This window comes from Rhodovulum imhoffii, assembly GCF_003046545.1.
GTDB classification, from domain to species: domain Bacteria; phylum Pseudomonadota; class Alphaproteobacteria; order Rhodobacterales; family Rhodobacteraceae; genus Rhodovulum; species Rhodovulum imhoffii.
Window position 1 is genome coordinate 37,848 of record NZ_QAAA01000015.1, and the last position, 21,135, is coordinate 58,982.

General features: G+C 64.8%; 24 protein-coding genes and 1 tRNA gene. 8 read left to right on the forward strand and 17 right to left on the reverse strand.

The annotated features are described in order from the left end of the window. Positions 1–7 precede the first annotated feature (7 nt). From C8N32_RS11395 to C8N32_RS11465, 15 genes are all read right to left on the reverse strand, one after another. Positions 8–448 carry a DUF6362 family protein gene (locus C8N32_RS11395; protein WP_107893114.1) on the reverse strand — a complete coding sequence of 147 codons (441 nt, stop codon included), beginning with the start codon at positions 446–448 and terminating at the stop codon, positions 8–10. After that, positions 441–650 carry a hypothetical protein gene (locus C8N32_RS11400; RefSeq protein ID WP_241094982.1) on the reverse strand — a complete coding sequence of 70 codons (210 nt, stop codon included), beginning with the start codon at positions 648–650 and terminating at the stop codon, positions 441–443. The genes C8N32_RS11395 and C8N32_RS11400 overlap by 8 nt, the downstream gene beginning before the upstream one ends. Further along, a complete protein-coding gene (locus C8N32_RS11405; RefSeq protein WP_425319739.1) occupies positions 647–1,225 on the reverse strand; it encodes a crossover junction endodeoxyribonuclease RuvC in 579 nt (192 codons plus the stop codon). Before C8N32_RS11405 ends, C8N32_RS11400 begins: the two co-directional genes overlap by 4 nt. Further along, positions 1,222–4,152 carry a DUF7146 domain-containing protein gene (locus C8N32_RS11410; protein ID WP_107893116.1) on the reverse strand — a complete coding sequence of 977 codons (2,931 nt, stop codon included), beginning with the start codon at positions 4,150–4,152 and terminating at the stop codon, positions 1,222–1,224. Before C8N32_RS11410 ends, C8N32_RS11405 begins: the two co-directional genes overlap by 4 nt. Further along, positions 4,145–5,428: an ATP-dependent DNA helicase gene (locus C8N32_RS11415; protein ID WP_107893117.1), complete on the reverse strand. Its 1,284-nt coding sequence runs from the start codon at positions 5,426–5,428 to the stop codon at positions 4,145–4,147. The genes C8N32_RS11410 and C8N32_RS11415 overlap by 8 nt, the downstream gene beginning before the upstream one ends. After that, complete coding sequence (locus tag C8N32_RS11420) at positions 5,425–6,252, reverse strand: PD-(D/E)XK nuclease family protein (RefSeq protein ID WP_107893118.1); 828 nt, start codon at positions 6,250–6,252, stop codon at positions 5,425–5,427. The genes C8N32_RS11415 and C8N32_RS11420 overlap by 4 nt, the downstream gene beginning before the upstream one ends. Positions 6,253–6,263: 11 nt before the next feature. Further along, on the reverse strand, positions 6,264–6,464 hold the full coding sequence (locus C8N32_RS11425; RefSeq protein ID WP_242509420.1) for a DUF6511 domain-containing protein: 201 nt from the start codon (positions 6,462–6,464) through the stop codon (positions 6,264–6,266). Between the two features lie 164 nt (positions 6,465–6,628). Further along, positions 6,629–6,862, reverse strand: coding sequence for a hypothetical protein (locus tag C8N32_RS11430; RefSeq protein WP_107893120.1), 234 nt, complete (start codon positions 6,860–6,862; stop codon positions 6,629–6,631). After that, positions 6,859–7,596 (reverse strand): hypothetical protein, encoded by a 738-nt coding sequence (locus C8N32_RS11435; RefSeq protein ID WP_242509419.1) that lies wholly within the window; start codon positions 7,594–7,596, stop codon positions 6,859–6,861. The genes C8N32_RS11430 and C8N32_RS11435 overlap by 4 nt, the downstream gene beginning before the upstream one ends. Then, positions 7,593–8,441, reverse strand: coding sequence for an ATP-binding protein (locus C8N32_RS11440; protein ID WP_107893121.1), 849 nt, complete (start codon positions 8,439–8,441; stop codon positions 7,593–7,595). The genes C8N32_RS11435 and C8N32_RS11440 overlap by 4 nt, the downstream gene beginning before the upstream one ends. Beyond that, positions 8,438–8,926 (reverse strand): hypothetical protein, encoded by a 489-nt coding sequence (locus C8N32_RS11445; RefSeq protein WP_107893122.1) that lies wholly within the window; start codon positions 8,924–8,926, stop codon positions 8,438–8,440. Before C8N32_RS11445 ends, C8N32_RS11440 begins: the two co-directional genes overlap by 4 nt. 44 nt (positions 8,927–8,970) lie before the next feature. Further along, a complete protein-coding gene (locus C8N32_RS11450; protein WP_201132293.1) occupies positions 8,971–9,321 on the reverse strand; it encodes a hypothetical protein in 351 nt (116 codons plus the stop codon). A gap of 22 nt (positions 9,322–9,343) precedes the next feature. Continuing rightward, a complete protein-coding gene (locus C8N32_RS11455) occupies positions 9,344–9,937 on the reverse strand; it encodes a sigma factor (RefSeq protein ID WP_107893123.1) in 594 nt (197 codons plus the stop codon). Between the two features lie 117 nt (positions 9,938–10,054). Next, positions 10,055–11,050 (reverse strand): hypothetical protein, encoded by a 996-nt coding sequence (locus C8N32_RS11460; RefSeq protein ID WP_107893124.1) that lies wholly within the window; start codon positions 11,048–11,050, stop codon positions 10,055–10,057. Further along, on the reverse strand, positions 10,998–12,236 hold the full coding sequence (locus C8N32_RS11465; RefSeq protein WP_107893125.1) for a hypothetical protein: 1,239 nt from the start codon (positions 12,234–12,236) through the stop codon (positions 10,998–11,000). Before C8N32_RS11465 ends, C8N32_RS11460 begins: the two co-directional genes overlap by 53 nt. A 482-nt stretch (positions 12,237–12,718) precedes the next feature. Here C8N32_RS11465 and C8N32_RS11475 point away from each other — a divergent pair, with 482 nt between their 5' ends. From C8N32_RS11475 to C8N32_RS11510, 8 genes are all read left to right on the forward strand, one after another. Further along, entirely contained in the window at positions 12,719–13,171 is a 453-nt protein-coding gene (locus tag C8N32_RS11475) for a DUF2924 domain-containing protein (RefSeq protein ID WP_107893127.1), read from the forward strand. After that, complete coding sequence (locus C8N32_RS11480) at positions 13,168–14,478, forward strand: recombinase family protein (protein ID WP_107893128.1); 1,311 nt, start codon at positions 13,168–13,170, stop codon at positions 14,476–14,478. The genes C8N32_RS11475 and C8N32_RS11480 overlap by 4 nt, the downstream gene beginning before the upstream one ends. Continuing rightward, positions 14,475–14,858, forward strand: a complete 384-nt coding sequence (locus tag C8N32_RS11485) for a hypothetical protein (RefSeq protein WP_107893129.1) — start codon at positions 14,475–14,477, stop codon at positions 14,856–14,858. Before C8N32_RS11480 ends, C8N32_RS11485 begins: the two co-directional genes overlap by 4 nt. A gap of 249 nt (positions 14,859–15,107) precedes the next feature. Then, the gene (locus C8N32_RS11490; RefSeq protein ID WP_242509418.1) at positions 15,108–15,995 is read left to right on the forward strand and encodes a DNA-methyltransferase; all 888 of its coding nucleotides are present in this window, start codon (positions 15,108–15,110) and stop codon (positions 15,993–15,995) included. An 8-nt stretch (positions 15,996–16,003) separates the two neighbouring features. After that, positions 16,004–16,468 carry a BglII/BstYI family type II restriction endonuclease gene (locus tag C8N32_RS11495; protein ID WP_107893131.1) on the forward strand — a complete coding sequence of 155 codons (465 nt, stop codon included), beginning with the start codon at positions 16,004–16,006 and terminating at the stop codon, positions 16,466–16,468. An 11-nt stretch (positions 16,469–16,479) separates the two neighbouring features. Next, the gene (locus C8N32_RS11500) at positions 16,480–17,811 is read left to right on the forward strand and encodes a hypothetical protein (protein WP_107893132.1); all 1,332 of its coding nucleotides are present in this window, start codon (positions 16,480–16,482) and stop codon (positions 17,809–17,811) included. 6 nt (positions 17,812–17,817) lie between these two features. Continuing rightward, the gene (locus C8N32_RS11505; protein WP_107893133.1) at positions 17,818–19,728 is read left to right on the forward strand and encodes an SNF2-related protein; all 1,911 of its coding nucleotides are present in this window, start codon (positions 17,818–17,820) and stop codon (positions 19,726–19,728) included. After that, entirely contained in the window at positions 19,725–20,558 is an 834-nt protein-coding gene (locus C8N32_RS11510; RefSeq protein WP_107893134.1) for a protein NO VEIN domain-containing protein, read from the forward strand. Before C8N32_RS11505 ends, C8N32_RS11510 begins: the two co-directional genes overlap by 4 nt. 344 nt (positions 20,559–20,902) lie before the next feature. Here the strand turns inward: C8N32_RS11510 and C8N32_RS11515 are convergent. Together C8N32_RS11515 and C8N32_RS15135 are read right to left on the reverse strand one after the other, a co-directional pair. Further along, positions 20,903–20,992: transfer RNA gene (locus C8N32_RS11515), tRNA-Ser, on the reverse strand. Then, a partial coding sequence (locus C8N32_RS15135) for a hypothetical protein (protein WP_211309713.1) occupies positions 20,954–21,135 on the reverse strand: 182 nt, incomplete at its 5' end. The genes C8N32_RS11515 and C8N32_RS15135, both read right to left, overlap by 39 nt.

A 21,135-nucleotide genomic window follows, 5' to 3' on the forward strand; every position in this document is an offset into this window, starting at 1 on the left:
GCCAAAGTTATTGTTGGCGGGCACCGCCTGGAGCGCCATCAACCACGTGGGCCATCGACCTATTCCGGGGCACGCGCTTTCCATTCAGCCGCCACACGATCACGGCGATACCGTACTGCCAGCGCCGGTTCGCCGTGGCGCGGCTGATGCCCAACTCCCAGCAGATGGGCTTCCACGGCGTCCGGTTGGCGCGCAGCCAGACGAGGCGTGCATCGTCCTTCTCGAGCCAGCGCAGCCACAGCATCGCCTCCTCGGCCTCGGTGATCTGGCGTGGGCTCGGCCGGGGCCGGCGCATCTGCGGCTCCTGGCCGACCTGATCGGCGAAGCTGTGGAAGTACTCGGGCCAGGCGTTGAAGTAGCCTTGCGGCTTCACCGCGGGCATCTGGGCGAAGACGTCGGCCGCGAGTTCGAGACGGTCCTGCAGCTGCGCGGTGGTCCAGTCAGTCATGGCGCACCTCCCGAACCGCGGGCGGCTTGCCGTAGAGCTTGTCCCCGAGCTGGCGGATCAACTCTCGCTCCGGCCAGGTGAGACGCTGGTCGTCCAGCGAGACCGCCAGCATCCGCTGCTCGTGCCAGCCCTCGCGTTTGACCTGCTCCGGGTCGCGGCGGCGGCCGCCATAGCCCTTTGGCGTGTAGCGCATCCTGCTCATGCCACGCCTCCCGCCGTCTCGATCGCCCAGAACAGGATGGCAATGGCGTCAGCCTCGTTGTCATCCGCGGGGCTGAAGCCCCGGGCGCGGGCCGCCGCGATCATCGCCTCCTTCGGCGCGTTCCCCTTGTCGGTTGCGTGGCGCTTGATCGTGCCCACCGGGACGCCCTGATAGGGCACCCCAGCCGTCTCGGCCCATGCGGTCAGGGTGGCGAGCAGGCCACCGAAGACATGCGCCGCGTCCGTCCCCACATGCCGGCGCACCTCCTCGAAGTGGATCGCGCCGATGGGCCCGGCATCCGTGGCCAGACGCTCCAGCCAGGCGCGGAAACGGACATAGCGCATGCCGCCGCCGTCATAGCGACTCGGCCGGAACGACACCGTGCCGCTGGTGATCAGCCCGTCCGCGGCGCGGAGCGCCCAGCCCGTGGTCGTGCCAAGGTCGAGGGCGAGAAGGACCGGCGTGCCGCCGGCAGGCGTGATCGCGGGCGATGGGGTGAGAGATGCATGGGCCATCGGGGGCTCCTTTCCTGTCTGCTGCTCGATGGAGGGATGGGGGCGGCGCGCGAGGCTCATCGGTCGAGCTCCCGCAGCCAGTCGGGGCGCGGTGAGGCCTGTGAGCCTGCCGCGGAAGGCTCACATGAAGGCTCACACCCGCAACCCGTTGAAACGACGCCGCTTTGTGAACCTTGTGAGGGTTGTGAACCTTTTCCGGCATCTCCTTTCGTGCGCACGCGCGTGCACGCACGCGTAAGGGTGGAAAAAGGTTCACAAGGCTCACAAGGCTCACATTTCTGTTTGGTATCAGGGCCTTGCGCGTGTGAGCCTTCGTTTTCGAGGCTCACACCACCGGCCCGAGCCTCACACGCTTCGGCGCTGCGGCGGGCTGCTGCCGAGGATCTTTCCTCCTCGGTCACCTTCAGCTGCCACTTCGTGGCGCGCCGGTACGTGCCGGCTTTCACCAGCCGGACGCGGAGATCGCCGAGCCGGAACACGCGGTCCCGCATGCGCCCGATCGACATCCCGAAGCTCGTCTTGCGGGCCCGCTCGTTGGCGCCGCTCATCGGCGGCGGCGGATCGCAGAAGAGCGCGATGTCGTAGACCTCGGCGGCCGTCACCTCGGCGGTGCCGAACCTGTCCCACCAGGCGCCGATGAAGGCGTTCCAAGCGGAGCCCTCGCTGTCGGAGGACTCCATCATCTCCTCGAGATTGCCGAGGAAGCCGGGGATGCCTGCGACCTCGAGCACGCCGCCGAGCACATGCGCCCAGTTCTCGAAGGAGCCGATGCTGCGCCCGCCGCGCGGCCGGCCGGCGGCGATCCACGCTTGGCAGAGCGTCAGGCAGGCCGCGACGAGCCGGGCACGGTTGGCGCGCACCCAGACCATCAGGTCGGGGTGGCGGAAGTCGGAGCGCTGCCAGGGGCGGTCGGTGTGCGGATCGAGCCGGATGCGCACGAGACGCCGGGCCATCTCGTTGGAGAACTCCGGGTTGTTGCCGGTGGCGATCCAGAGGCAGCGGATCGGCAAGCGCGCCATCTCGGAATGGCCGAGGATGCGGTCCTCCCAGAAGGGCGCCGTGAGCGCCGCGGCGACCGCCGAGCTGTCAAGCGTGGTGCGCAGGTTGTCGATCAGCACGATGGAGGGAATCTGGCGGAGCTTCGCGGTCACGCGCTTGCGCCATTCCTCGTCGTCGCGCCCCTCGGTCATGACGCTGGCGCCCGCGCCGGTCAGGATGCCCGTGATGGCGTCGACCATCAGCGTGGCGCCGGTGCCGGGCGCGGGCTTCTCGATCAGGTGCAGCGGCGTGGGCCCGTCGATCATGCCGCGCAGGAAGCCCAGCAGCAGGAGCGCCACGACGTGGGAGCGCTCGGCATCGCCGGTGAAGGGGAAGTCCCCGAGCAGATCCTCGCAGATCAGCGCGCGCGCCGCGGCGATTTCGGCCGGGGTTGGCTTGGCGGGGATGTCCGGCACTGCGAAGCCGGGCGCCGGGACGTAGAGCAGCCGCGCGTCAGGATGATAGCCGGGAGTGGTGAGCAGCGTGCCGTTCCGGCCGAAGACCGGCGTGTTCACGATGCCAGTCAGCACGGGAAGCGCGGGATCGGGCGTGGCGAGGACCGACTTGACCACTGGCAAAGGCGGCGGCGCCGGGATCGGCTCGCCCTTGGCGTTCACGCGCACCCAGCGGGCAAGCCGCGCAAGCATGTGGCGGAGCTTCTCCTCGTTGAGCGCGGTGGCGACGGGCCGGCCCTCGTCGTCGGGGACGACCCATGTGGGCTGGCCTGCCAGGCGGAAGAGCCATGGACAGCGGTTCGAGGCCATGAGCAGGCTCCAGACCTGCTCGTTCGCACGCGCCAGATCGCCCTCGTCGGCGCGCAGCGTTGGGACCGTGTCGCCCGAGCCCTGATAGTTGAGCGGGCGGTGCTGCCCGATCTGCATCACCGTCTCGGCCTCGACGACCGACTCCGCGGCGGCGATCACCCGCGCCACGGCCGCGGGGCCGTCGCTCAGCAGGAGGTCGTTGAAGTCCTGGCCTTCTTCGGGCGGCACGGCGATGGCGACGTCGCGCCCCTGCGCGCGCAGCCGTCGCGCAGCGGCATCCGCGGCGCGCAGGCCGGCGCCCGAGGCGTCGTTGTCGGCGAGGATCACGATGCGCGTGGCGGCCGGCGGCAGCTCGACCTGCTCGAGGCCCGAGGTCGAGAGCGTGGCCCAGACCGGCAGATCGGGACAGGCGGTCATGGCCGCGAGGCCGGTCTCTATGCCTTCCGAGAGCGCCAGCCTTTCGCCGTCGCCGAGGGGCGCGAGCCGCACGGCGCCACCGGCCACGCGGCCCAGCATCTTCTTCGCCTTGTCGAGCGGCGCCTTGCGGATGCCGCCGTCGGGGTCTGCCGCGAGCCACGTCCGATGCAGCCCGATGACGTCGCCATTCCGGTCGCGCACCTGGCCCACGAGGGCCGGATAGCCAGCCTTCGTCTCGTAATGCGCCAGGTCGGGATGGAAGAGCAGATCAGCCCCAGTGGGGACATCCAGACCGCGTCCCGCGAGGTAGTTCGCAGCCGGCGTCCCCGCGAGCGGCTGGGCCGACGACAGGATATGCGCGACCTCTCGGGTGGCGTCGCGCCTCGGCGTCGGCGGCGTTGCTGGCGCCCGCCGCTCGGGCGCGCCGGGGGTGACGCGCGCAATCTCCGCAGCGCGCGCGATCAGTGCGCGACCATCGAGCCCGGTCGCTTCCTCGATCGCGCTGATCGGCCCGCCGCCATGGTTGCCGTCGAAGTCGATCCAGTCCCCGGCATGCGTTCCGCGCAGCGTGATGACGCAGGAGCCGGTGTTCCGTGGCGCGTCGCCCCGGATGTTGGCGAGCCGCCACTCGTCGCCGGAGCGGCGGCCGCGCGGGAAGAGGTCGGGCACCCAGTGCGCGGCGGTCTCGCGCAGGCGCTCGACGATCAGGTCGAGATCGTAGCGCGGCGCCTCTGTTGCGGGCGGGAGGGCGTCGTTGAGGTCAAGCAAGGATCACCAGCCCCCGCTCGGCCCGCGTGATCGCGGTGTAGAGCCAGCGGTTCCTGTCGGCCGCCGAGCGACCGAAGCCATCGTCGAAGACGACCACGTTCTCCCATTGCAAGCCCTGCGCCTTGTGGCAGGTGATGGCGTAGCCCCAGCTGCTCTCGATGAGGCCGCGCTTGATCTGCCATTCCCGCCGCCCGCGCTCGGGGTTGTAGGCGATGTGGTCGGCATACTCGCCGCGCCAGAAGCTCTGCCGTCCAGCGATGGTCTCACCGTCCTCGGTCTCGACCATGGCGCTGAAGGCGAAGGCGTCGTCGGGATCCTGGCGCACGTCGCTCAGCGTCAGGAACATGCCGTTGATCAGCCCGAGATCGTGGCGGTTCTTCAGGCAGATGATCTTCTCGCCGTGGCCTGTCGGATAGTCGGCCTCGAACCCGGCCGCGCGCTTCATGGCGGTGTTGAGCCAGCGCCGCGTCGCGTTGGTGCCGCAGAGCACCTGTCCGCCGCGCAGCATCTGTGCCGGGCCGACATCAAAGCGCGACATCTTCCAGACGTGGTCGTCATGCGCGCCCATCGGGATCGGCGCGCCCTGCCGCGCGAGCGTGGCGAGCCGCAGGATGGCGCTGTCCTCGGCCTGCCGGTGCACCTCGGTCAGCATCACGTCCGGCGCGGCCTCGGTGAAGAAGCCGGCGCCCTTCACAGGCGGCAGCTGGCCCGGATCGCCCAGCACCAGGATGGGCTTGCCGAAGGCGAGAAGGTCGCGCCCAAGGTCCTCGCCCACCATCGACACCTCGTCGAGGACGAGGAGATCCGCGTCGCGCAGGATCGACTGCTCGTTGATCAGGAACTTCGGCTGGTGGATGTCCTCAAGCCGCATCTCGAGCTGGGCGATCCGGGTCATGGCGAAGTCGCGCTCGGCCGGCCCCATGCGGGGTAGCTCGCGCCGCAACTCGGCCAGGTCCTCGGTCACCCGCTCGATCTCTTCCGGCGTCGCCTCGGAGACGCGGTAGATCAGGCTGTGGATCGTCTGCGCGGGCGTGCCCTTGCGCGTCATGACGAGCGCGGCCTTGCCCGTGAAGGCGCCGAAGAGCACGCCGCCCGGGGCGCCGGGAGTCATCGGCGCCAGCTCCAGCGCCTCGATCGCCTGCGCGGTGGTCGTGGTCTTGCCGGTCCCGGCATAGCCGAACACGCGGAACACCTGCTGCTCGTGGCGGCGGGTCTCGTACCAGTCGCGGATCGCCGCGATGGTGCGGCTCTGCATGTCGGAAAGTGTGACGGTCATGCTGTGGCCTCCGGCCGTTCGCCGCTGAAACGCTCCACCGGAGCGTTTCCTAGACGCGGCTCACCCCAGCAACGCGCCGAGAACGGGCAGAACCGGCAGAGATAGAAGTCGGGGCGCGTGGCGATCCGCGGCAGCAGCTCGCCCGCATCCGCGGCGCGCAGCACAGCGACCGCCTTGTCGGAGAGTTCCTGCGCGGTCGCGGGCTCGAAGTGGACGTGCTCTTGGTAGAGTTCGCAGCTGTCCTTGTTCAGCGCGGTGAAGAGCGCCGAACCGAGGCCCATGTAGGCCATGTAGATCTGCATCTGCCCGAAATAGACGGGCTTTGAGAGCCGGACGCCCTTCTTCGCGGTGTCCGACCAGGATGACGCCTTCAGCGCCTTGTGCTCCCAGAGAACCGGCCAGGCGATGCCCACCTCCGGGCCGGCGACGATGACGCCGTCGACATGGCCGCGGATCCGGCCGCCCGCAGTCTCGAAGCCGAACTGGCCGCCCTCGCGGGTCTGGGTGCGCAGGTCGAACCCGGCCAGCCGCAGCCAGCGGATGGAGAGATCCTCGAAGACATGGCCGGCGGCGAAGATGCGCAGACTGCGCCCCTCGATCTCCTTGCCGGGATCGGGCGGCGTATGGGTCACTTCATAGACGAGGCGGCGCGCGCAGGGCTCGCCGATCCGGCTGGCGCCGAGATAGTCACGGGGCCGCTGGCCAGCGCGCTCGGCCACGAGCGCGTCATCGAGCAGCGTATTGATCCGGGCGCCGAGCGGCGGCGGGGCATCCGCGGCGCGGCCGTAGACGAAGCCTGAGCGGTGGTTGAGATCGACCAGCATCCGCGCCCCCCTCAGAACGGCACGTCGCCGGCGTCGGACTGGCGCTGCATCGACGCCTGAAATCCGTCGACGCAGGCCTCGATCAGGCGGTCGATGTCCTCGGCCGGCCGGTCGAAGAAGGGCTCCATCAGCCCCATCTCCGTCAGCGCCTCGGCCAGCTCGCGGCGCGCGTCGCGGATCGCGCGGGTTTCCATGTCGGTCTTGTCGATCATGCCGTGGTTCCTCTTGGCGTTGGCCGAACCCGCCGTGAGGCAGGCCATGGAGCAGAAGCGGTGATGGGGGTGGCGGTCCCAGCGCAGGCCGTGGCAGTAGCCGAAGCCCCGGGCCTCCCGGCCGCAGAGCGCGCAAGGCACGCGGCGGCAGAGTTCGGCCCGGGTCAGCCCATGAGCAGGAGGTCGAGCGCGCTTCGCTCCTCCTCGTCGGGCGCGGCGGTTCGGCGCTCGGAGGCCAGCACAATGAAGCGGCTGATGGCGTTCGAGGCCATGCATTCCAGGTCGCGCCGGGTGAGGCTCGCGATGGGGCGGTCGAGCCGCCCCCGCGCCTCGAGCCAGCGCCCCATCGCAAGGGCCGCCTCCGTGGTGACATGCGCCTGCCATTCGTCCGGGCTCACGGGTTCAGCCAGGCCGGGCCGCCCGCAGCCTTCGGCGCGGCGGGCTCGGGCGCAGGTTGGGCGGCAGGCTGGGAGGCCGGCGACGACCACGCGGGCGCGGCCGGGGCCGCGGCGGGCTGCGACTGGCCCCAGGCGGGGGTTGCGGGCTGCGCGGGCGCGGCGGCCGGCCGGGGCTTGTTCGAGGGCTGCGCCGGCACCGTCTCGCCGGCCATCACCTTCTGCCACTCGGGCGCGGTGGGCAGCACGACATGGTCGAGCTTGTTGGCGTCCTTGTAGGCGGGGTTGCGGTTCGGCTCGATCTGGATCTTCGCGACGAAGGTGATCCCGTCGAGATCGGCGAGCCCGCGCAGGACGCGCTTGGCCTTGGCCGCCTCGCTCATGTCCTCCGGGTTCAGGCCGAGCGCGCTGTCGATCATGGCCCGGAACTGGCTCTTGGAGATCTTCCAGCCGATCGACTGGCCCTGCTCGTCGAGCTTGCCGCCCTGCACGGTGAAGTTCTGCCAGAACTTGCGCCGGGCATGCGGTCCTTCGGCCACCGTGAACTCGGCGTCGAGCATCAGCACGTCGCTGCCGGGCTGGTTCGAGGGCTTCAGGAGGCCGCAGTCCACCTCGCTCGCCCCGTCCGTGCCGCCCTTGCGGATGGACATCGTCACCTTGGCGAAGGTGCCGTCGGGGATCAGGTCGCCGGACTGCTGCGGCGCCACGTCGTTCATGTCGAAGGTCATCTCGTTCATCCTTTCGATGCGTGGTTGATCTTGGAGAGGAGCGCGCCGAGATCGGCCGGCTCGGTCAGGTCGAGGCGTCCCGAGCGGTCCTTCGCGGGCAGGCCCCACGGGTTGCCGGAGCGGCAGACGAGGCGACGCGTCTCGCCCTTCTCGGGGTCGTGCCGCCAGGCGGTGGCGCCATCGGGGCCGGTCTCGGGGCTGAAGAGGCCGAGGGTCATCACCTGGTCGACGATGCCGGGCAGCTCGCGCGCGGCCTTCCCGCCCTCCATCTGCGGCTGCCAGATCGTCCGGTTCATCTCGTCGGTGATCCGCTCGAGAATGCCGACGAAGATCACGGTGCGGCCGGGCGCGTGCTGGAGGTGCTTGAGGAGCCCGATCACCTCGCGAGCGAGCAGCCCGTAGGCGCCGCGCGTGTCCGGCTTGCCCGTGCGCTCCGACATCGCTTCGGGCCGGGTCTTGGCCCAGGCCATTGCCTGGCGCGTGAGGTCGGTGATGCTGTCGACGAACACGATGCGCTTGGCGTCGAGCCGTGCAGCGAGTTCCGGGTGCTGTCCGCGGAGATGCGCATGGTGCGCCTCCGAGAAATGCTCGTCGGGCTGGGCCGCGGGGTTTGCGCCGCCGATCAGACAGGCGATGTCCACAGCGTCGGCGAAGCGGCGGATCGGCAGGCTGTCGCCGCGCCAGTCCTGCACCGACTTCAGCCCGGCTTCGAGATCGAGGCAGACGGTCTCCTCGGCCGGCAGCGTCTTCAGCAGCGTGGTCTTGCCGGCGCCGCTCGGACCGAACAGCGCCATAGTGGTCTTGCCCTGCGCCTCGCGCAGCCGCTCGTCGGCGGTGACGATCCGGAGGCTCATGCCGCGCCTCCCTGCGGCAGAAGCTCGACCTTCAGCGCGCCGGTGCGCACGGTCCGGGCGGGCTCGAACACCGCCCGGATGTTGTCGGGCCAGGCGGCGTATTTGCGCTCGGGCACCTTGATGGCGATGTCGACATACTGGGCGGGGTCGTCGCCCGAGGCCCGGATGCGCTCGACGATTTCGCTGAGCCGGTCCTGGTCCCAATCCACCCGTTTCGGCAGATCGGCCACCACGGTGAAATCGCCGTCGTCGAAGCGGACGGTGCCGGTGTCCTTGGCGCGGACCTGCCGTTCTTCGGCGGCGCGGGTGGCGTATCGGACGGTCAGCGCGGCATCGAGCCGGGCTTTCGCCGCCCTGGCGCGCATTAGCGCCTCCTCGGTCTCGCGCTGCAGGATGGCGAGCAGTTCGACGGGAAACTGCGCGAGTTCGGCGTCGGGGATGCCCGGCAGGTCTTCGGGCGTGGGGCTGTTGTTCGGCCAGGGCATGAACGGGTCTCCGTGATCGGCGAATGGGGTCTGGATGTGGGAGGTCACGCCGCCTGCTCCTCGAGCAGCCGCGCCGACAGCGAAGCGGCGGCATGCTTGGGCTTCGGGCGCGCGACGGCGATGTAGGCGAAGCGGTCGGGGCCCACGCGCTCCTGCACGAGGTGGACGAGGCCCTGCTCGGCGGCCCAGAAGGCGCGCGATCCGAGCCGCGACAGTTCCTCCCGCTCGCGGTCCGCGAGGCGGCCGAGCATCGGGAAGATGTCGAGCACGAGGAAACCGCGATGGTATTCGAGCCGGTCGCCGGGCGCGGCCTGCGCCACCCACGCGCAGAACTCGATCTCGCTCAGCGGGCGGCTGGCGCGGACGGTGATGAAGGGGGTGTTGCCCATGAACATGATCTCCTCCTTTCGCCTCTACTCACGCCGCAGCGAGATCGTCCCAGGAGGGACCGAGCCCGTAGGCGGTAAGGACGTGACGGAGATCGGCGAGGCGCCGGTAGAGCGCCGAGCGGCTGCCGAAGCCCTCGGAGGCCAGCGCCGTCACGGACCGATGGGCGAGCGCGCAGCAGAACCGGCGGTCGGCCTCGGGCAACCGCGCCAGTGCGGACTGCACAGCCTCGCGGGTCTGGATGTCCGCCTGCGGATCGCGGTCCTGGCCGTGCCAGGCGGTCAGCCCATCCGATTCCGCCAAGATGCAGCCCAGCGGTTCGACCGAGCCGGCGATAGGCGCGTCGAGGGAAAGCATCGTGCCGCCCTGCGCTCGGCGCTGCCGGTGGTGCCGGATCGCGAGGCGCGAGCACTGGTTGCGCAGCACGATGTTGGCGAAGGCGCCGATGGCGCCGCGGCGCTTGTCGAAGCCCGGCAGCCGACAGATCAGATCGATCAGGAGGTCCTGGCGGAGATCATCGAGGTCGGCGGCAGGGAGCGCCAGCTTACGGTGCAGACGCCGCGCCGCAACGTCTGTCTCGTCGATCAGCGTGGCAAGGTCGGAGGGGGAAATCGGTGGGTGCATGTCGTTCGATCCTGGTCGTTTCCGTTCACGACCCGACCGTGCAACATGCTGAAATCGTTTATCTCTCGGACTTCTCCTGAAAACCTCCCGAAAACCTCCCGGCGCCGGAGAAAGGGTCTACGCTATGAACGCGATCTCGGACGGCGAGAGGGTGAGACGAGCGCCGACCTTGGACTTCCGCTCGATGAACCCGTTGTCCGGAACCGCAGTCAGACGCGTGTTCCTCCGGAAGGCATCGCGTAGCCTGTTCATGCAGCGGTCGACCTGTTCGGGATTGCTCTCCCGTCCCGTGCTGGCCTGCAGCGTGGCCGAGAGACTGTCCTTCGGCACCCAGCCGCCGGCAGCCACGGCCTCCTCCGCGAGCATTACGAACGCGTCGAAGTCCCGCGGCTCGACGCCGAGTTCGATGCCTTCGAAGATCACACGGCGACCGATACGGTCGATCTGGAGGCGTGCATCCGACGCTTGCGATCCCGTAGGCACACGGATCCGGCCGAGATCGAGCGCGAAGGGAAGATCTGGATCGTCGCGGAGCAGGTCCTCGGCACGGGCCACCGTCATGCGCAGAGCCTCGAGCTGACGGGCTACTGCCGTGGGCAGATCGCAACTGCCGAGACTGATGAGGGCGACGGGGGATTCGCCGTCGATGGCGCCGCGCACGTGATCAACGATCTCCTGTGCGGCGTCCTCGCGCAACCGCCGCACGAGGCAGATCTCTGCAGCGCGACCGTGGCCCTCATGCCTGCCGAGCCGCCAGACCCGGGCCGAGAGCGCCGCTGGGCCGGGCCCGCCCAGCCCCGACTGCTCGCGGATCGCACGGCAGAGCGCGGCGATGTCGATGTCGAAGGTCTGGACATCCAGCGCATCTTCGTAGCGTTCGCACTCGCTGGTTTCCGGATCGACGACGACCAGCCCATCATCGACGACATGGAAGACCACAGCGCCGTCGTCGCGCAGGTCCTCCCGCTCCACGAGGATCCCGCGGTTGCGAAGCGAGCGGACGATACCGGGCTCGTAGTGCTTCAGGTCGGCAGCGCCGACGGCGCGGATCGGATGACGATCACTCTGCCGCAGCAGCAGCCTGACCAGTTCTGCGGCGTTTGCGAATGTCATTGTCTTCCAGCATCTCGAGAATGAGCCGTTCGTGGGAATGGTCGCGCATGCTGACGGTGCGCGGCGGCCGGATGGTGACAGGAACCACCACCTCCGCGTCGTCCATCTCGATGGTCACATCGACCTTGGCATGCACAATCCGCAGGTCGGCAATGTCGAGGTCCGACGCGACGTCCTTCAAACGCTTGAGGGCATTCTGGGAATCGCCAAGCGTGAGGAACCATGGCGAGCGGCGCAAACGCCCCGTCGTCGTGATTTGGGCCTCGTCGACGCGCACCTCACGCAAGGCGACATGCGTGATATCTCCATCGGGGTCGAAGTGGAACCTGAACGCGGCGCCCAACTTCTGCAGCGGCTCGAGCGTGTAGAGCTGCTCCTTCGCCGACGCCTCGAAAATGTCCTTGTCTCCCAGGACATGCTCTCCGAACAACTTGACCAGCTTCTTGGCATCGGCGGCCGATTTCGAGCCGACGGCGATGGAGCCCTGCCGGGGATCATACTCGATGGTCGACTGGACGATTTCGCGGAACTTCAGCGTGTCCTCGATTCCCTCCTGGTCGACGTTCTTCGTCTCCGGTTTGGAGCCGTGCAGGATCAGGACGCGCAGCAGATCCTCCTCCTCGAACCACCGCACGTCGCAATAGTGGCCGTTGTAGCGGCTCGCGAAATGCCGCCGCACGGCCTCGGTGAAGTCGCTCTGAACACCGGCCTCGTGATGGCGCGGCTCGACATCCTCGCGGTCGGCATCGCGCTCGAGCTTGGAGGAATGTGCGAGGAATGCCGCGGCACTGAGCGCCCGATCGAAGATCGCCCCGTGATCAAGCCATGTAACCAGCGCAATGAAGCGAGGGGTGAACCGCAAATCGTCGTCGCCGCCTTCGACACGATGGGGCGCCAGAACGTCGACCCCGGCCTCCGTGGCGATCTCCAGGATGATCCGGGCGCCGGCATCGGTCGACAAGGTGGAAATGTTGTAGAGGGCGAACTGCAGCTTGGCCGGAAACCGCGTGTCTGCCCTCGCGAAGAGGTTGAAGATCGCCTCGCGGCGTTTCTTGTCATCGTCGGGAAGCTCATTCCAATCGAATTCGATCTGCCCGAAATAGGGGCTCAGCAGTCGGTGGAGCAATTCGATATCCACGGTTCTCGAAAAAGCACGATCGACGAAATTTCTGATCCTCTTCGGCATATTATCTCCTCTTGGTCCTGAAGGTCCTGCGGACGGGCGGAAGCCCGAACGCCTTCCGGCGATCCGCTTCATCTTGCGCGATGCGATGCGCTGCCGAAATTGGCCGAAGCGATACTACCGAGTCACCGCGCGAGCGCGATCTGTGTTCCGATAATGTTCTACCCGACGGGACAACCGAGAGTCGAGTCCATGGCGCCTCCACCCGTGCCTGTCCCGGCCACGTGGGACGGTTCGCGAATGCGGTGAGTAGGAGAAGGGCGAGACCTCACGGACCCGCCCTTCATGAAACGCCCCAATCCTCTACCACCCGACCAGATGACTCCCGCCGAGCGCCGCGCCGAACTGTGCGGCCTGCTGGCGCTCGGGCTGGTCCGGTTGCAGCTACGCGAGCGCGGCGAACCTTCTGATGATACTGGAGAAAATCGCCTACACTCTCCGGCGAGCGCATGCCGTCATGCAACTCCAACTCACCGGAGAACCGCATGACGACCCATGATCCCATCCCCGCGCGCCTGGCCGCGCTGAAGACCGCCACGACGCAGGAGTTGAAGGCGCAGTGGCGCGACCTGTTCGACAGCGAACCGCCACCCTTCAACCGCCGCTACCTGGAAAGCCGGCTGGCATACCGCATCCAGGAGCTGGCCTATGGCGGGCTGAAGCCCGAGACGATCCGGCGGCTGGAGCGGCTGGGCGAAGACCTCGATGGCGGCGACCGGAAGAAAAGCCGCATCCGCGCCGACACGATGCCCATCACCGGCACGCGGCTGATCCGCGAATGGCAGGGCGTGGAGCATGTCGTCACCGTCACTTCGGACGGCTTCGAATGGCAGGGACGGCCTTACAAGTCGCTGTCCGCCATTGCCCGCGCCATCACCGGGACGCACTGGAACGGCTGGGTGTTCTTTGGCCTCAAGAACCGGAGGGCGCGGACATGACGAAACCGATCGTCCGGAAACTGCGCTGCGCGATCTACACGCGCAAGTCCTCCGAGGAAGGACTGGAGCAGGAGTTCAACTCGCTCCACGCCCAGCGTGAGGCCTGCGAGGCGTTCATCGCAAGCCAGCGCTCTGAGGGCTGGGTGCTGGTCCGCGATCAGTATGACGACGGCGGCATCTCGGGCGGCACGCTGGACCGGCCCGGCCTTCAGCGCCTTCTGGAGGACATCGAGGACGGGCTGGTAGATGTGGTGGTGGTCTACAAGATCGACCGCCTCAGCCGATCGCTCGCGGACTTCGCCAAGCTGGTCGAGGTGTTTGACCGGAACGGCGTAACTTTCGTCTCGGTGACGCAGTCGTTCAACACGACGACCTCCATGGGGCGGCTGACGCTGAACATCCTGCTGTCCTTCGCCCAGTTCGAGCGGGAGGTTACGGCCGAGCGCATCCGCGACAAGGTCGCCGCCAGTCGGAAGAAGGGCATGTGGATGGGCGGGGTGCCGCCCTACGGCTACCGCGTCGAGAACCGGAAGCTGGTGATCGACGAGGAGCACGCCGAACACGTCCGCTGGATCTTCGCCCGCTTCCTCGAGATCGGCTCCGGGACGGAACTGGCGCGGGAGGTCGCGAAGCGCGGCATCCGCACGCCCCGCGGCAACCGGGTCGACAAGAAATACCTCTACCGGATGCTGAACAACCGCGCCTACATCGGCGAGGCGGTCCACAAGGGCGAGAGCTACCCCGGCGAGCACGACGCGATCATCGACCGCGAGACGTGGGATCGCGTCCACGCCATCCTGCAGGAGAGCCCGCGAAAGCGCGCCGCGCGCACCCGCGCCGAGACGCCCGCGCTGCTGAAGGGGCTGCTGTTCGGCCCCGATGGTGCAGCATTCTCGCCGACGCATACCCGCAAGGGCGGGCGGCTGTACCGTTACTACGTCAGCCAGACTGTGCTGAAACATGGTGCCGGTTCGTGCCCGGTGGGCCGCGTGCCGGCCGGTGAGATCGAGGCGGCCGTCATCGACCAGCTGCGCGCCGTGTTCCGCCAACCCGAGATCGTGGCTGGGACATGGAAGGCCGCGCGCGCCCACGCAGACGACATCACCGAGGCCGACGCCCGTGCGGCCCTGCAGCAACTCGACCCGCTGTGGGACGAACTCTTCCCCGCAGAACAGGCCCGCATCGCGGCGCTGCTGGTCGAGCGCGTCGACGTCGGCACAGGCGGATTGAACGTCCGGCTCCGGATGGACGGCCTCGGAGGGCTCGCGCGCGAGATGCTGTCTGGCAGCATCGGAGCAGCGGCATGACCCGCGGGGCCCCGGTCCCCGACACGGTCACGCTCCACGTTCCGTTCCGGATCGTGAAGCGTGGCGGGAAGAAAGAGATGCAGTTGCCCGACGGCGCCACGCAATCGCAGCGGACTGACAACACGCTGGTCAAAGCGCTGGCCCGTGCGTTCCGATGGAAGCGGATGCTCGAATCGGGCGAATACGCCACCATCGCCGAACTGGCCGAACGGGAGGGCATAGCGCCCTCCTACACGACCCGCGTTCTGCGGCTCACGCTGCTCGCGCCTCGCATCGTCGAGGCGATCCTGGACGGGAAGCAGGGACCGGAGGTGACACTGGGGCGGCTGCTTGAACCCTTTCCAGCCGACTGGGCGCGGCAGCACGATGGCACCAGCTGAACTCAGTACGGTGCGCGCCTCGTTCTCACTCCGCAAAACCACATCATCACGTGCGGCAGGAGTGCTTCCTCACTGTTTGGGCGCTGTTAAGGATGTTTGGGTGTCCTCTCGATGGCCCCGCGCGCCCTAACCCGCGCCATATCTAGGGTTGCTCTTCATGGGTGGCACCAGATATCATGACGATGCTGCCCACATCGACGTCTTGCCACAGCATCGCTGCGGCCCAAAATCACCGAGACTTCTTCTATGATGCAAGATAACGCCATCGCTGTGCTTCATACAGATGACGATCGTGGCAGCGACGTTCATCGCCTACAAAGGGACTGTAACGCCGAGATTGCCTGCGAGGACAATCTGAAGTTCATGCGTCGTCTGCCGGACGAGTCCATGAGCTTGATAGTCACGTCCCCGCCATACAACATTGGTAAGGCTTACGAGAAGCGCACGTCGCAGGACAAGTACGTCGAAGACCAAGCCGCGTGCATCGCAGAAGCAGTTCGCCTCCTCGCGCCTAAGGGATCCATCTGCTGGCAAGTTGGCAATCACATCGATAGCGGCGAGATATTCCCGCTCGATATTCTACTTTACCCGCTCTTCAAAAACCACGGGCTTCAGCTTCGCAACCGGATCGTCTGGACATTCGGTCACGGCTTGCACTGCCAGAAGCGATTCTCGGGCCGGCACGAGACAATTCTTTGGTTTACAAAATCTGAGGACTATACGTTCAACCTAGACCCTGTTCGCATCCCATCAAAGTATCCAAACAAGAAGCATTTTAAAGGGCCCAACAAGGGGGAGCTATCGAGCAATCCCCTCGGGAAGAATCCCTCCGATGTCTGGGACATTCCCAACGTCAAATCCAACCACGTGGAAAAGACTGATCATCCCTGCCAGTTCCCTATAGGACTTGTAGAGCGCTTGGTCTTGGCGTTGACGAATGAAGGTGAGAGCGTGCTTGATCCATATCTCGGTGTGGGCTCGTCTGCGATCGCGGCATTGAAACATGGCCGCCACGCCTACGGATGCGATCTTGACAGGGCCTACATCGACATTGCCTGGAGGCGGATTCACGAGCTACGCGCCGGCACACTCAGAACCCGCCCTATGAACAAACCTGTCTATGATCCCAAAGCATAGGGGGATCTATGAAGCTTGCCTACACATACGAAGATCATCATAGCGCAGGAGCCGAATGGGAACGGCGCGACCTAAAGGAGTGGCTCACTGACGTCTTCGAAGCGCCGGCCGTAAAGATTGAGCCACGCTGTACGCCGCAGATACGAAAGCATGTTGAAAACGAATTCCTTAACGAGGGATGGGCGCTAAACGTCAATCTCGATCAGGCGCACGGTCTGAGTGTTTTTGCCATGCAGGACGATCTGGCGTTTCAACTTCAGACCGGAAACATGAGTCGCGCGCCGTATGATCTTCTGAAGCTTCAATACCTCTTTCAGAGCGAGCGCATTGAGGCTGCCGCGCTCGCTTTGCCGACGAGGGAAGCTGCGAAGATAATTGGAGACAACATCGCCAATGCCGAGCGCGTCATCAAGGAACTGGAGCTGTTCGACCGTGTAATCACAGTACCGATCCTCGTCGTCGCATTTCAGTGAAGGGGATTTCTATGACCTACAAGATTACTCTCAAACCCCGCGCCGAACGCGAAGCCATGATCGCCAAGCGCCTTGAAGCCTCGGATGAATTTGGCGAGACGATTTACGATTTTCGCAGCGGGTCATTCACGCCCAAGGTCATCTCGCTACCAATAGACGTGCCTGTCTATCGGATGGAAAACTGCCGCACATTCAGCGCGCAACAAACCGAGATCGCGCGCGAGGGTCTGGCAAAAGACTTCTTTGAAAAGGGGCAGGAACTAACGACGGCCCAGCAGGCACAGCATGAAATTCTTGCCAAACTTGCCAAGCAAGGGACGGAGTCCGTTACCCCCATCATCTCGGTTCTCGAAAAAGATGGACAGCGCGAGACTATCCTCATCACAAGCACGGGTGTCGTGATCAATGGCAACCGCAGGCTTGCCGCTATGCGCGAACTCAAGACCCGCAAAGACGGCGCGGTCGATGAACGTTTTACAAACATCAAATGCGCCGTCCTACCCCCTGACGTGACGCGAGATGAGATCGATGACATCGAAGCTGACCTCCAGGCTCGTCCGCAGACCAAGCTCGACTACGACTGGATCGGTGATGCACGCCTGATCCGCCGCCAGGTGGGAAAAGGTCGTTCCACCAAGGAGGTCGCCGACCGCCTGCGCCGAAGCAAGCCTGACATCGAGAACGTCCTGCAAGCTCTCGATGAGGCAGATTTGTATTTGAGCGAGTGGGTCAAGAAACCTGGCGAGTACGATTTGCTTCAAGACGGGCAACAAATCTTTGGCGATCTCCCGAAGGCCATAGCCAAAAAAGACGTCAATCTCCAGAATGCTAGCCGCGCGATTGCCTGGTCGATCTACGAGAACCGAGATAAAATTAGTGGGCGCGTCTACCGCCTCAACGCCGCTTTCGGAAAGCTCGCGCCAAAAGTGCTGGAAATCCTCGATGAGCGGCTCGAACTTCCTTTCAATGACGATGAAGACCTCGTCGATGATGATGATTTTGCCATCGACATCGATGATGACGGCATTAGCAAAGACTACACGCCGATTATCGACGCGTTGCGCGACGCCGACGGTAATGACGACAGGATCATGACCCTAATCGATGCCTGCGAAACGGCTATCGAACTCGACAAAGGCGAGAAGAACGAGGAAGCGGCGCTTAAAACACTTGCACAGGTCAATTCCAAGGTGACGGGCATCGATATCAGCGCCGCGGGCACATCGACACTGCCAGCGATCCTCAAGCAAATTGGATCGATCCGCAAAAATCTCGACAAGATCGAGACGACTGTAAAGGCTCGGCAGCAAGGCGGCGCGTCCGACACTGAAGGGGAGGAGTAAGCCTGCGTGAGCGATGCCCCGACTGCCGTTTCTGTTCGGTATAACCCCGATCACACGGGCACGCTTTCCGTGCCTGAAGACGCGCTCGAAACCCCCATCTGGTCACGCCTGAAGCTGGCGATCCGTACCAAGAAGCTCGACCACACTCTTGCTGGCAGCGAGATCAATCTCTCATGGCCTGATACGCTAGGCGTGGTTCGCGAGCTTGGCAGCAAAGCTAACCAGAAAAGCCTTCACTTCCGCTTCAGACCTGAAGGCGAAGCCGCCGACAAGCTCCGTGCCTTCACAGCGCAGATAAAGAAAACGCGCGAACAACGCGGCGAGATCACCGAAGTGCTCTCGCCCGATGAGATCGAAGAAAAGCTAAAGGCCACGGGCTTTACAAAGCGTGAGCTTCGTGACTTTCAGCTTCGCGATCTCTCTCACCTTCTTGCCCTAAGCAACGGCGCAAATTTCTCCGTGCCTGGCGCGGGCAAGACCACCGTGACATTCGCGCTGCATATGTTGACGCGCCAACCAGGTCAACACTTCATCGTTGTCGCCCCGAAAGCCGCCTTCCAAGCATGGATGGACATCGTTGATGAGTGCATGGAAGACGATGCACCCTATGGCGGCGCTGAACCCTTCACGCTTCTCGTCGGCAGCGAAGACGAAAACCGTAGAGCGCTTCACTCCGGCGCGACACGGTTTATCATTTCCTACGACATGGTGATCCGTCAGCAGGGAATGCTGGCAGCACACTTCGCCACTACGCCGACCCATCTTGTTCTCGACGAAGCTCACCGCATGAAAGCCGGCTGGCAGTCGCAGCGCGGCGCATTCTTCCTGCGCACGGCCGATGATCCCGTGCGGCGCGATATCCTGACCGGGACGCCCATGCCGCAGGCAGCGTCCGACATGGAATCCCAGCTCGACTTCTTGTGGCCAGGGCACGGCTATGGCCTTGAAATCTCGCACGGGAAGTCGCCGCGCGAAGTGCTTGGCAATCTTTATGTCCGCACCACCAAGACCGAACTTGGCCTTCCACCCGCGGAGCGGCATTTCATCGATGTCGGAATGGATTCAGGGCAACTCGCGCTGTACTCCATCGTTCGCAACGAATTCATCCGCGACTACTCCAAACAGCTTTCGCGCGGCATGGGTGACGCGCAGTTCTTGCGCGCGCGGCGCTCGGTCATGCGCCTTCTTCAGCTTTCCATCAATCCGGCCTTGGCGCTGAGCGCGATGGCCAACGATGACGTCAAGGTAGACTCAAATATCGTCGATCTCGTCCTCGACGAAGGCCATTCTGCCAAGATGCGGGCGGTCATGGACCACGCCTATTCTCTTGCTAGGGAGGGCAAGAAGTGCGTGATCTGGACGATTTTCACTGACACGATCCATAGCTTTGTGTCGGCTCTGGCCGATCTTAACCCCGTTTACATCCACGGCGGCGTGCCGTCCGGTCTTCCTGATGATCCTGAATGCAGGGAGGGGCGTATACGCCGCTTTCATGAAGACTCAGGTTGCTTCGTCCTTGTCGCCAACCCCGCTGCCGCAGGCGAAGGGATCAGCCTTCATACCGTGTGTCACCACGCGATCTATGCCGACCGCAGCTATGTCTCGACGCATTATCTTCAGTCCATCGACCGGATTCATCGCCTCGGCCTCGGCCCGGACGAAGAAACCCACATCCGCATCTATCGCTCGAAAGCGCCGCCCGTAATCGGCAGCATCGATATGTCGGTGAGCCGCCGCCTTGTCGAGAAAATCCGCAATATGCAGCAGCTCCTCGACGATCCCGATCTCCATGAGATCGCCTTTGACGAAGAAGAAGCCGCAGATCCCCTCGATTATGATGTCGAACTAAAGGACATTATCGACCTCATTGCAGAGCTGGAGGGTACCGCGCCAGCCGCTCCGTCGGAGGAAGTATGAGCGGAACGATCTCGACTGAGCGGCTTTTCTCGTTGCCCTGCTTTGAAGGGCTGCGTCTTCTTCGCAAATACATGGCCGATCATCCCGATCTGACGACCCCCGATCTTCTGTCCTTAATCGATCGTGTCGAAGCCGACGCGCACAGCCTCGATATGGAGGCCTCGGTCTATCTCTCCGAGATCGTCGAAAAGGACTGCCCGCTCAACGGCCATGCCTTCTATCAAACGTGCATAAGGGGTGTTCTACTGAAGCATCAACCGATCTGGGCGAAGCTCATGCGCCAGGGTCGTCAACGCTTCGTCAAAAAGCTCGATCCCAACGATCAGGATATCTTTGCCGCCGCTGGCCTCATGGAGAGCCCGACGCCTATCCACGTCGTTAAATGGTGGGATTCTGTCTCCGGCTATGCCCGCGTTCTGACCGATCAGGAAAAGATGGAACAAGGGCGAGCGGCGGAGGTCCTGACGTTGGAATATGAGCGCGAGCGGCTTAAGGCCCTCGGGATCGACCTGGAACCCGAATGGCCTGGCTTCGATGACAACTTCGCGGGCTACGACGTGCTGTCCTACGACCATGGCCCACATGGAATCCAAAACAAGCTGATCGAGGTGAAATCGACTACCGCCTCACCACTGCGTTTCATCCTTACTCGCAACGAGTGGGAAAAAGCAGAGCAGGCTGGCGACTCCTATCGCTTTCACGTCTGGGATATGACGCAGGATCCGCCTCATCTGGTTGAGCGCACGGTCGCTGACGTTGTGCCGCACATTCCCGCTGATAGCGGCAAAGGCCGATGGACAAATACGCAAGTGCCGGTTTTAAATCACTAAAAATTCATTCGAGCGGTATCTCTGGCAGACAATCTGATCGGCTATGCAGAGAAGAAGGTGCATCGGATTTCAAGCGTAGAACGTTTGACGCCCGTTCCTTCTTGACGGTTGCCACCGGCGTCGAAGTGTTCGGGGTGGCCTCAGAAAAACGCCGTATTGCCAGGTTCTTACAAGCTATTCACTAAAGCACGGCAGTCATGAGGTCCAGAGAATATCGGCCTTGAGAGAACGCTTCCGGGCCACCGCGCACCGGGGCCAGTGGTCAGCCCCTCCCGCATAACCCTCGAAAACAACGGAAAAATCCGGTCGCAGCCGGATCGGGAGAACGCTTTCGCGGGGGCAAGTGGCGGAGACGAAGGGATTCGAACCCTCGAGACGGTTTCCCGCCTACTCCCTTAGCAGGGGAGCGCCTTCGACCACTCGGCCACATCTCCGGCGACGCTTTTACCGATCCAAATGACCAAGAACAAGGGCAATATTTGCGGGACTGTTGCGTTAATTGCCTTGAGGCGGGGTGATGCCGTGACATGCCATTGATTACCCGGCGTCTTGGAAGAGTTACCGGATGAACTGGATC

Excerpts from the sequence above, each read along its gene's own strand:
- C8N32_RS11415 (WP_107893117.1), bottom strand. The coding sequence starts at position 5,428 with ATGACCGTCACACTTTCCGACATGCAGAGCCGCACCATCGCGGCGATC.
- C8N32_RS11450 (WP_201132293.1), bottom strand. The coding sequence starts at position 9,321 with ATGTTCATGGGCAACACCCCCTTCATCACCGTCCGCGCCAGCCGCCCG.
- C8N32_RS11435 (WP_242509419.1), bottom strand. The coding sequence starts at position 7,596 with ATGAACGAGATGACCTTCGACATGAACGACGTGGCGCCGCAGCAGTCC.
- C8N32_RS11425 (WP_242509420.1), bottom strand. The coding sequence starts at position 6,464 with ATGATCGACAAGACCGACATGGAAACCCGCGCGATCCGCGACGCGCGC.
- C8N32_RS11475 (WP_107893127.1), top strand. The coding sequence starts at position 12,719 with ATGACGACCCATGATCCCATCCCCGCGCGCCTGGCCGCGCTGAAGACC.
- C8N32_RS11405 (WP_425319739.1), bottom strand. The coding sequence starts at position 1,225 with ATGAGCCTCGCGCGCCGCCCCCATCCCTCCATCGAGCAGCAGACAGGA.
- C8N32_RS11490 (WP_242509418.1), top strand. The coding sequence starts at position 15,108 with ATGCAAGATAACGCCATCGCTGTGCTTCATACAGATGACGATCGTGGC.
- C8N32_RS11465 (WP_107893125.1), bottom strand. The coding sequence starts at position 12,236 with ATGCCGAAGAGGATCAGAAATTTCGTCGATCGTGCTTTTTCGAGAACC.
- C8N32_RS11440 (WP_107893121.1), bottom strand. The coding sequence starts at position 8,441 with ATGAGCCTCCGGATCGTCACCGCCGACGAGCGGCTGCGCGAGGCGCAG.
- C8N32_RS11445 (WP_107893122.1), bottom strand. The coding sequence starts at position 8,926 with ATGCCCTGGCCGAACAACAGCCCCACGCCCGAAGACCTGCCGGGCATC.
- C8N32_RS11500 (WP_107893132.1), top strand. The coding sequence starts at position 16,480 with ATGACCTACAAGATTACTCTCAAACCCCGCGCCGAACGCGAAGCCATG.
- C8N32_RS11485 (WP_107893129.1), top strand. The coding sequence starts at position 14,475 with ATGACCCGCGGGGCCCCGGTCCCCGACACGGTCACGCTCCACGTTCCG.
- C8N32_RS11495 (WP_107893131.1), top strand. The coding sequence starts at position 16,004 with ATGAAGCTTGCCTACACATACGAAGATCATCATAGCGCAGGAGCCGAA.
- C8N32_RS11510 (WP_107893134.1), top strand. The coding sequence starts at position 19,725 with ATGAGCGGAACGATCTCGACTGAGCGGCTTTTCTCGTTGCCCTGCTTT.
- C8N32_RS11480 (WP_107893128.1), top strand. The coding sequence starts at position 13,168 with ATGACGAAACCGATCGTCCGGAAACTGCGCTGCGCGATCTACACGCGC.
- C8N32_RS11460 (WP_107893124.1), bottom strand. The coding sequence starts at position 11,050 with ATGACATTCGCAAACGCCGCAGAACTGGTCAGGCTGCTGCTGCGGCAG.
- C8N32_RS11420 (WP_107893118.1), bottom strand. The coding sequence starts at position 6,252 with ATGCTGGTCGATCTCAACCACCGCTCAGGCTTCGTCTACGGCCGCGCC.
- C8N32_RS11395 (WP_107893114.1), bottom strand. The coding sequence starts at position 448 with ATGACTGACTGGACCACCGCGCAGCTGCAGGACCGTCTCGAACTCGCG.
- C8N32_RS11455 (WP_107893123.1), bottom strand. The coding sequence starts at position 9,937 with ATGCACCCACCGATTTCCCCCTCCGACCTTGCCACGCTGATCGACGAG.
- C8N32_RS11400 (WP_241094982.1), bottom strand. The coding sequence starts at position 650 with ATGAGCAGGATGCGCTACACGCCAAAGGGCTATGGCGGCCGCCGCCGC.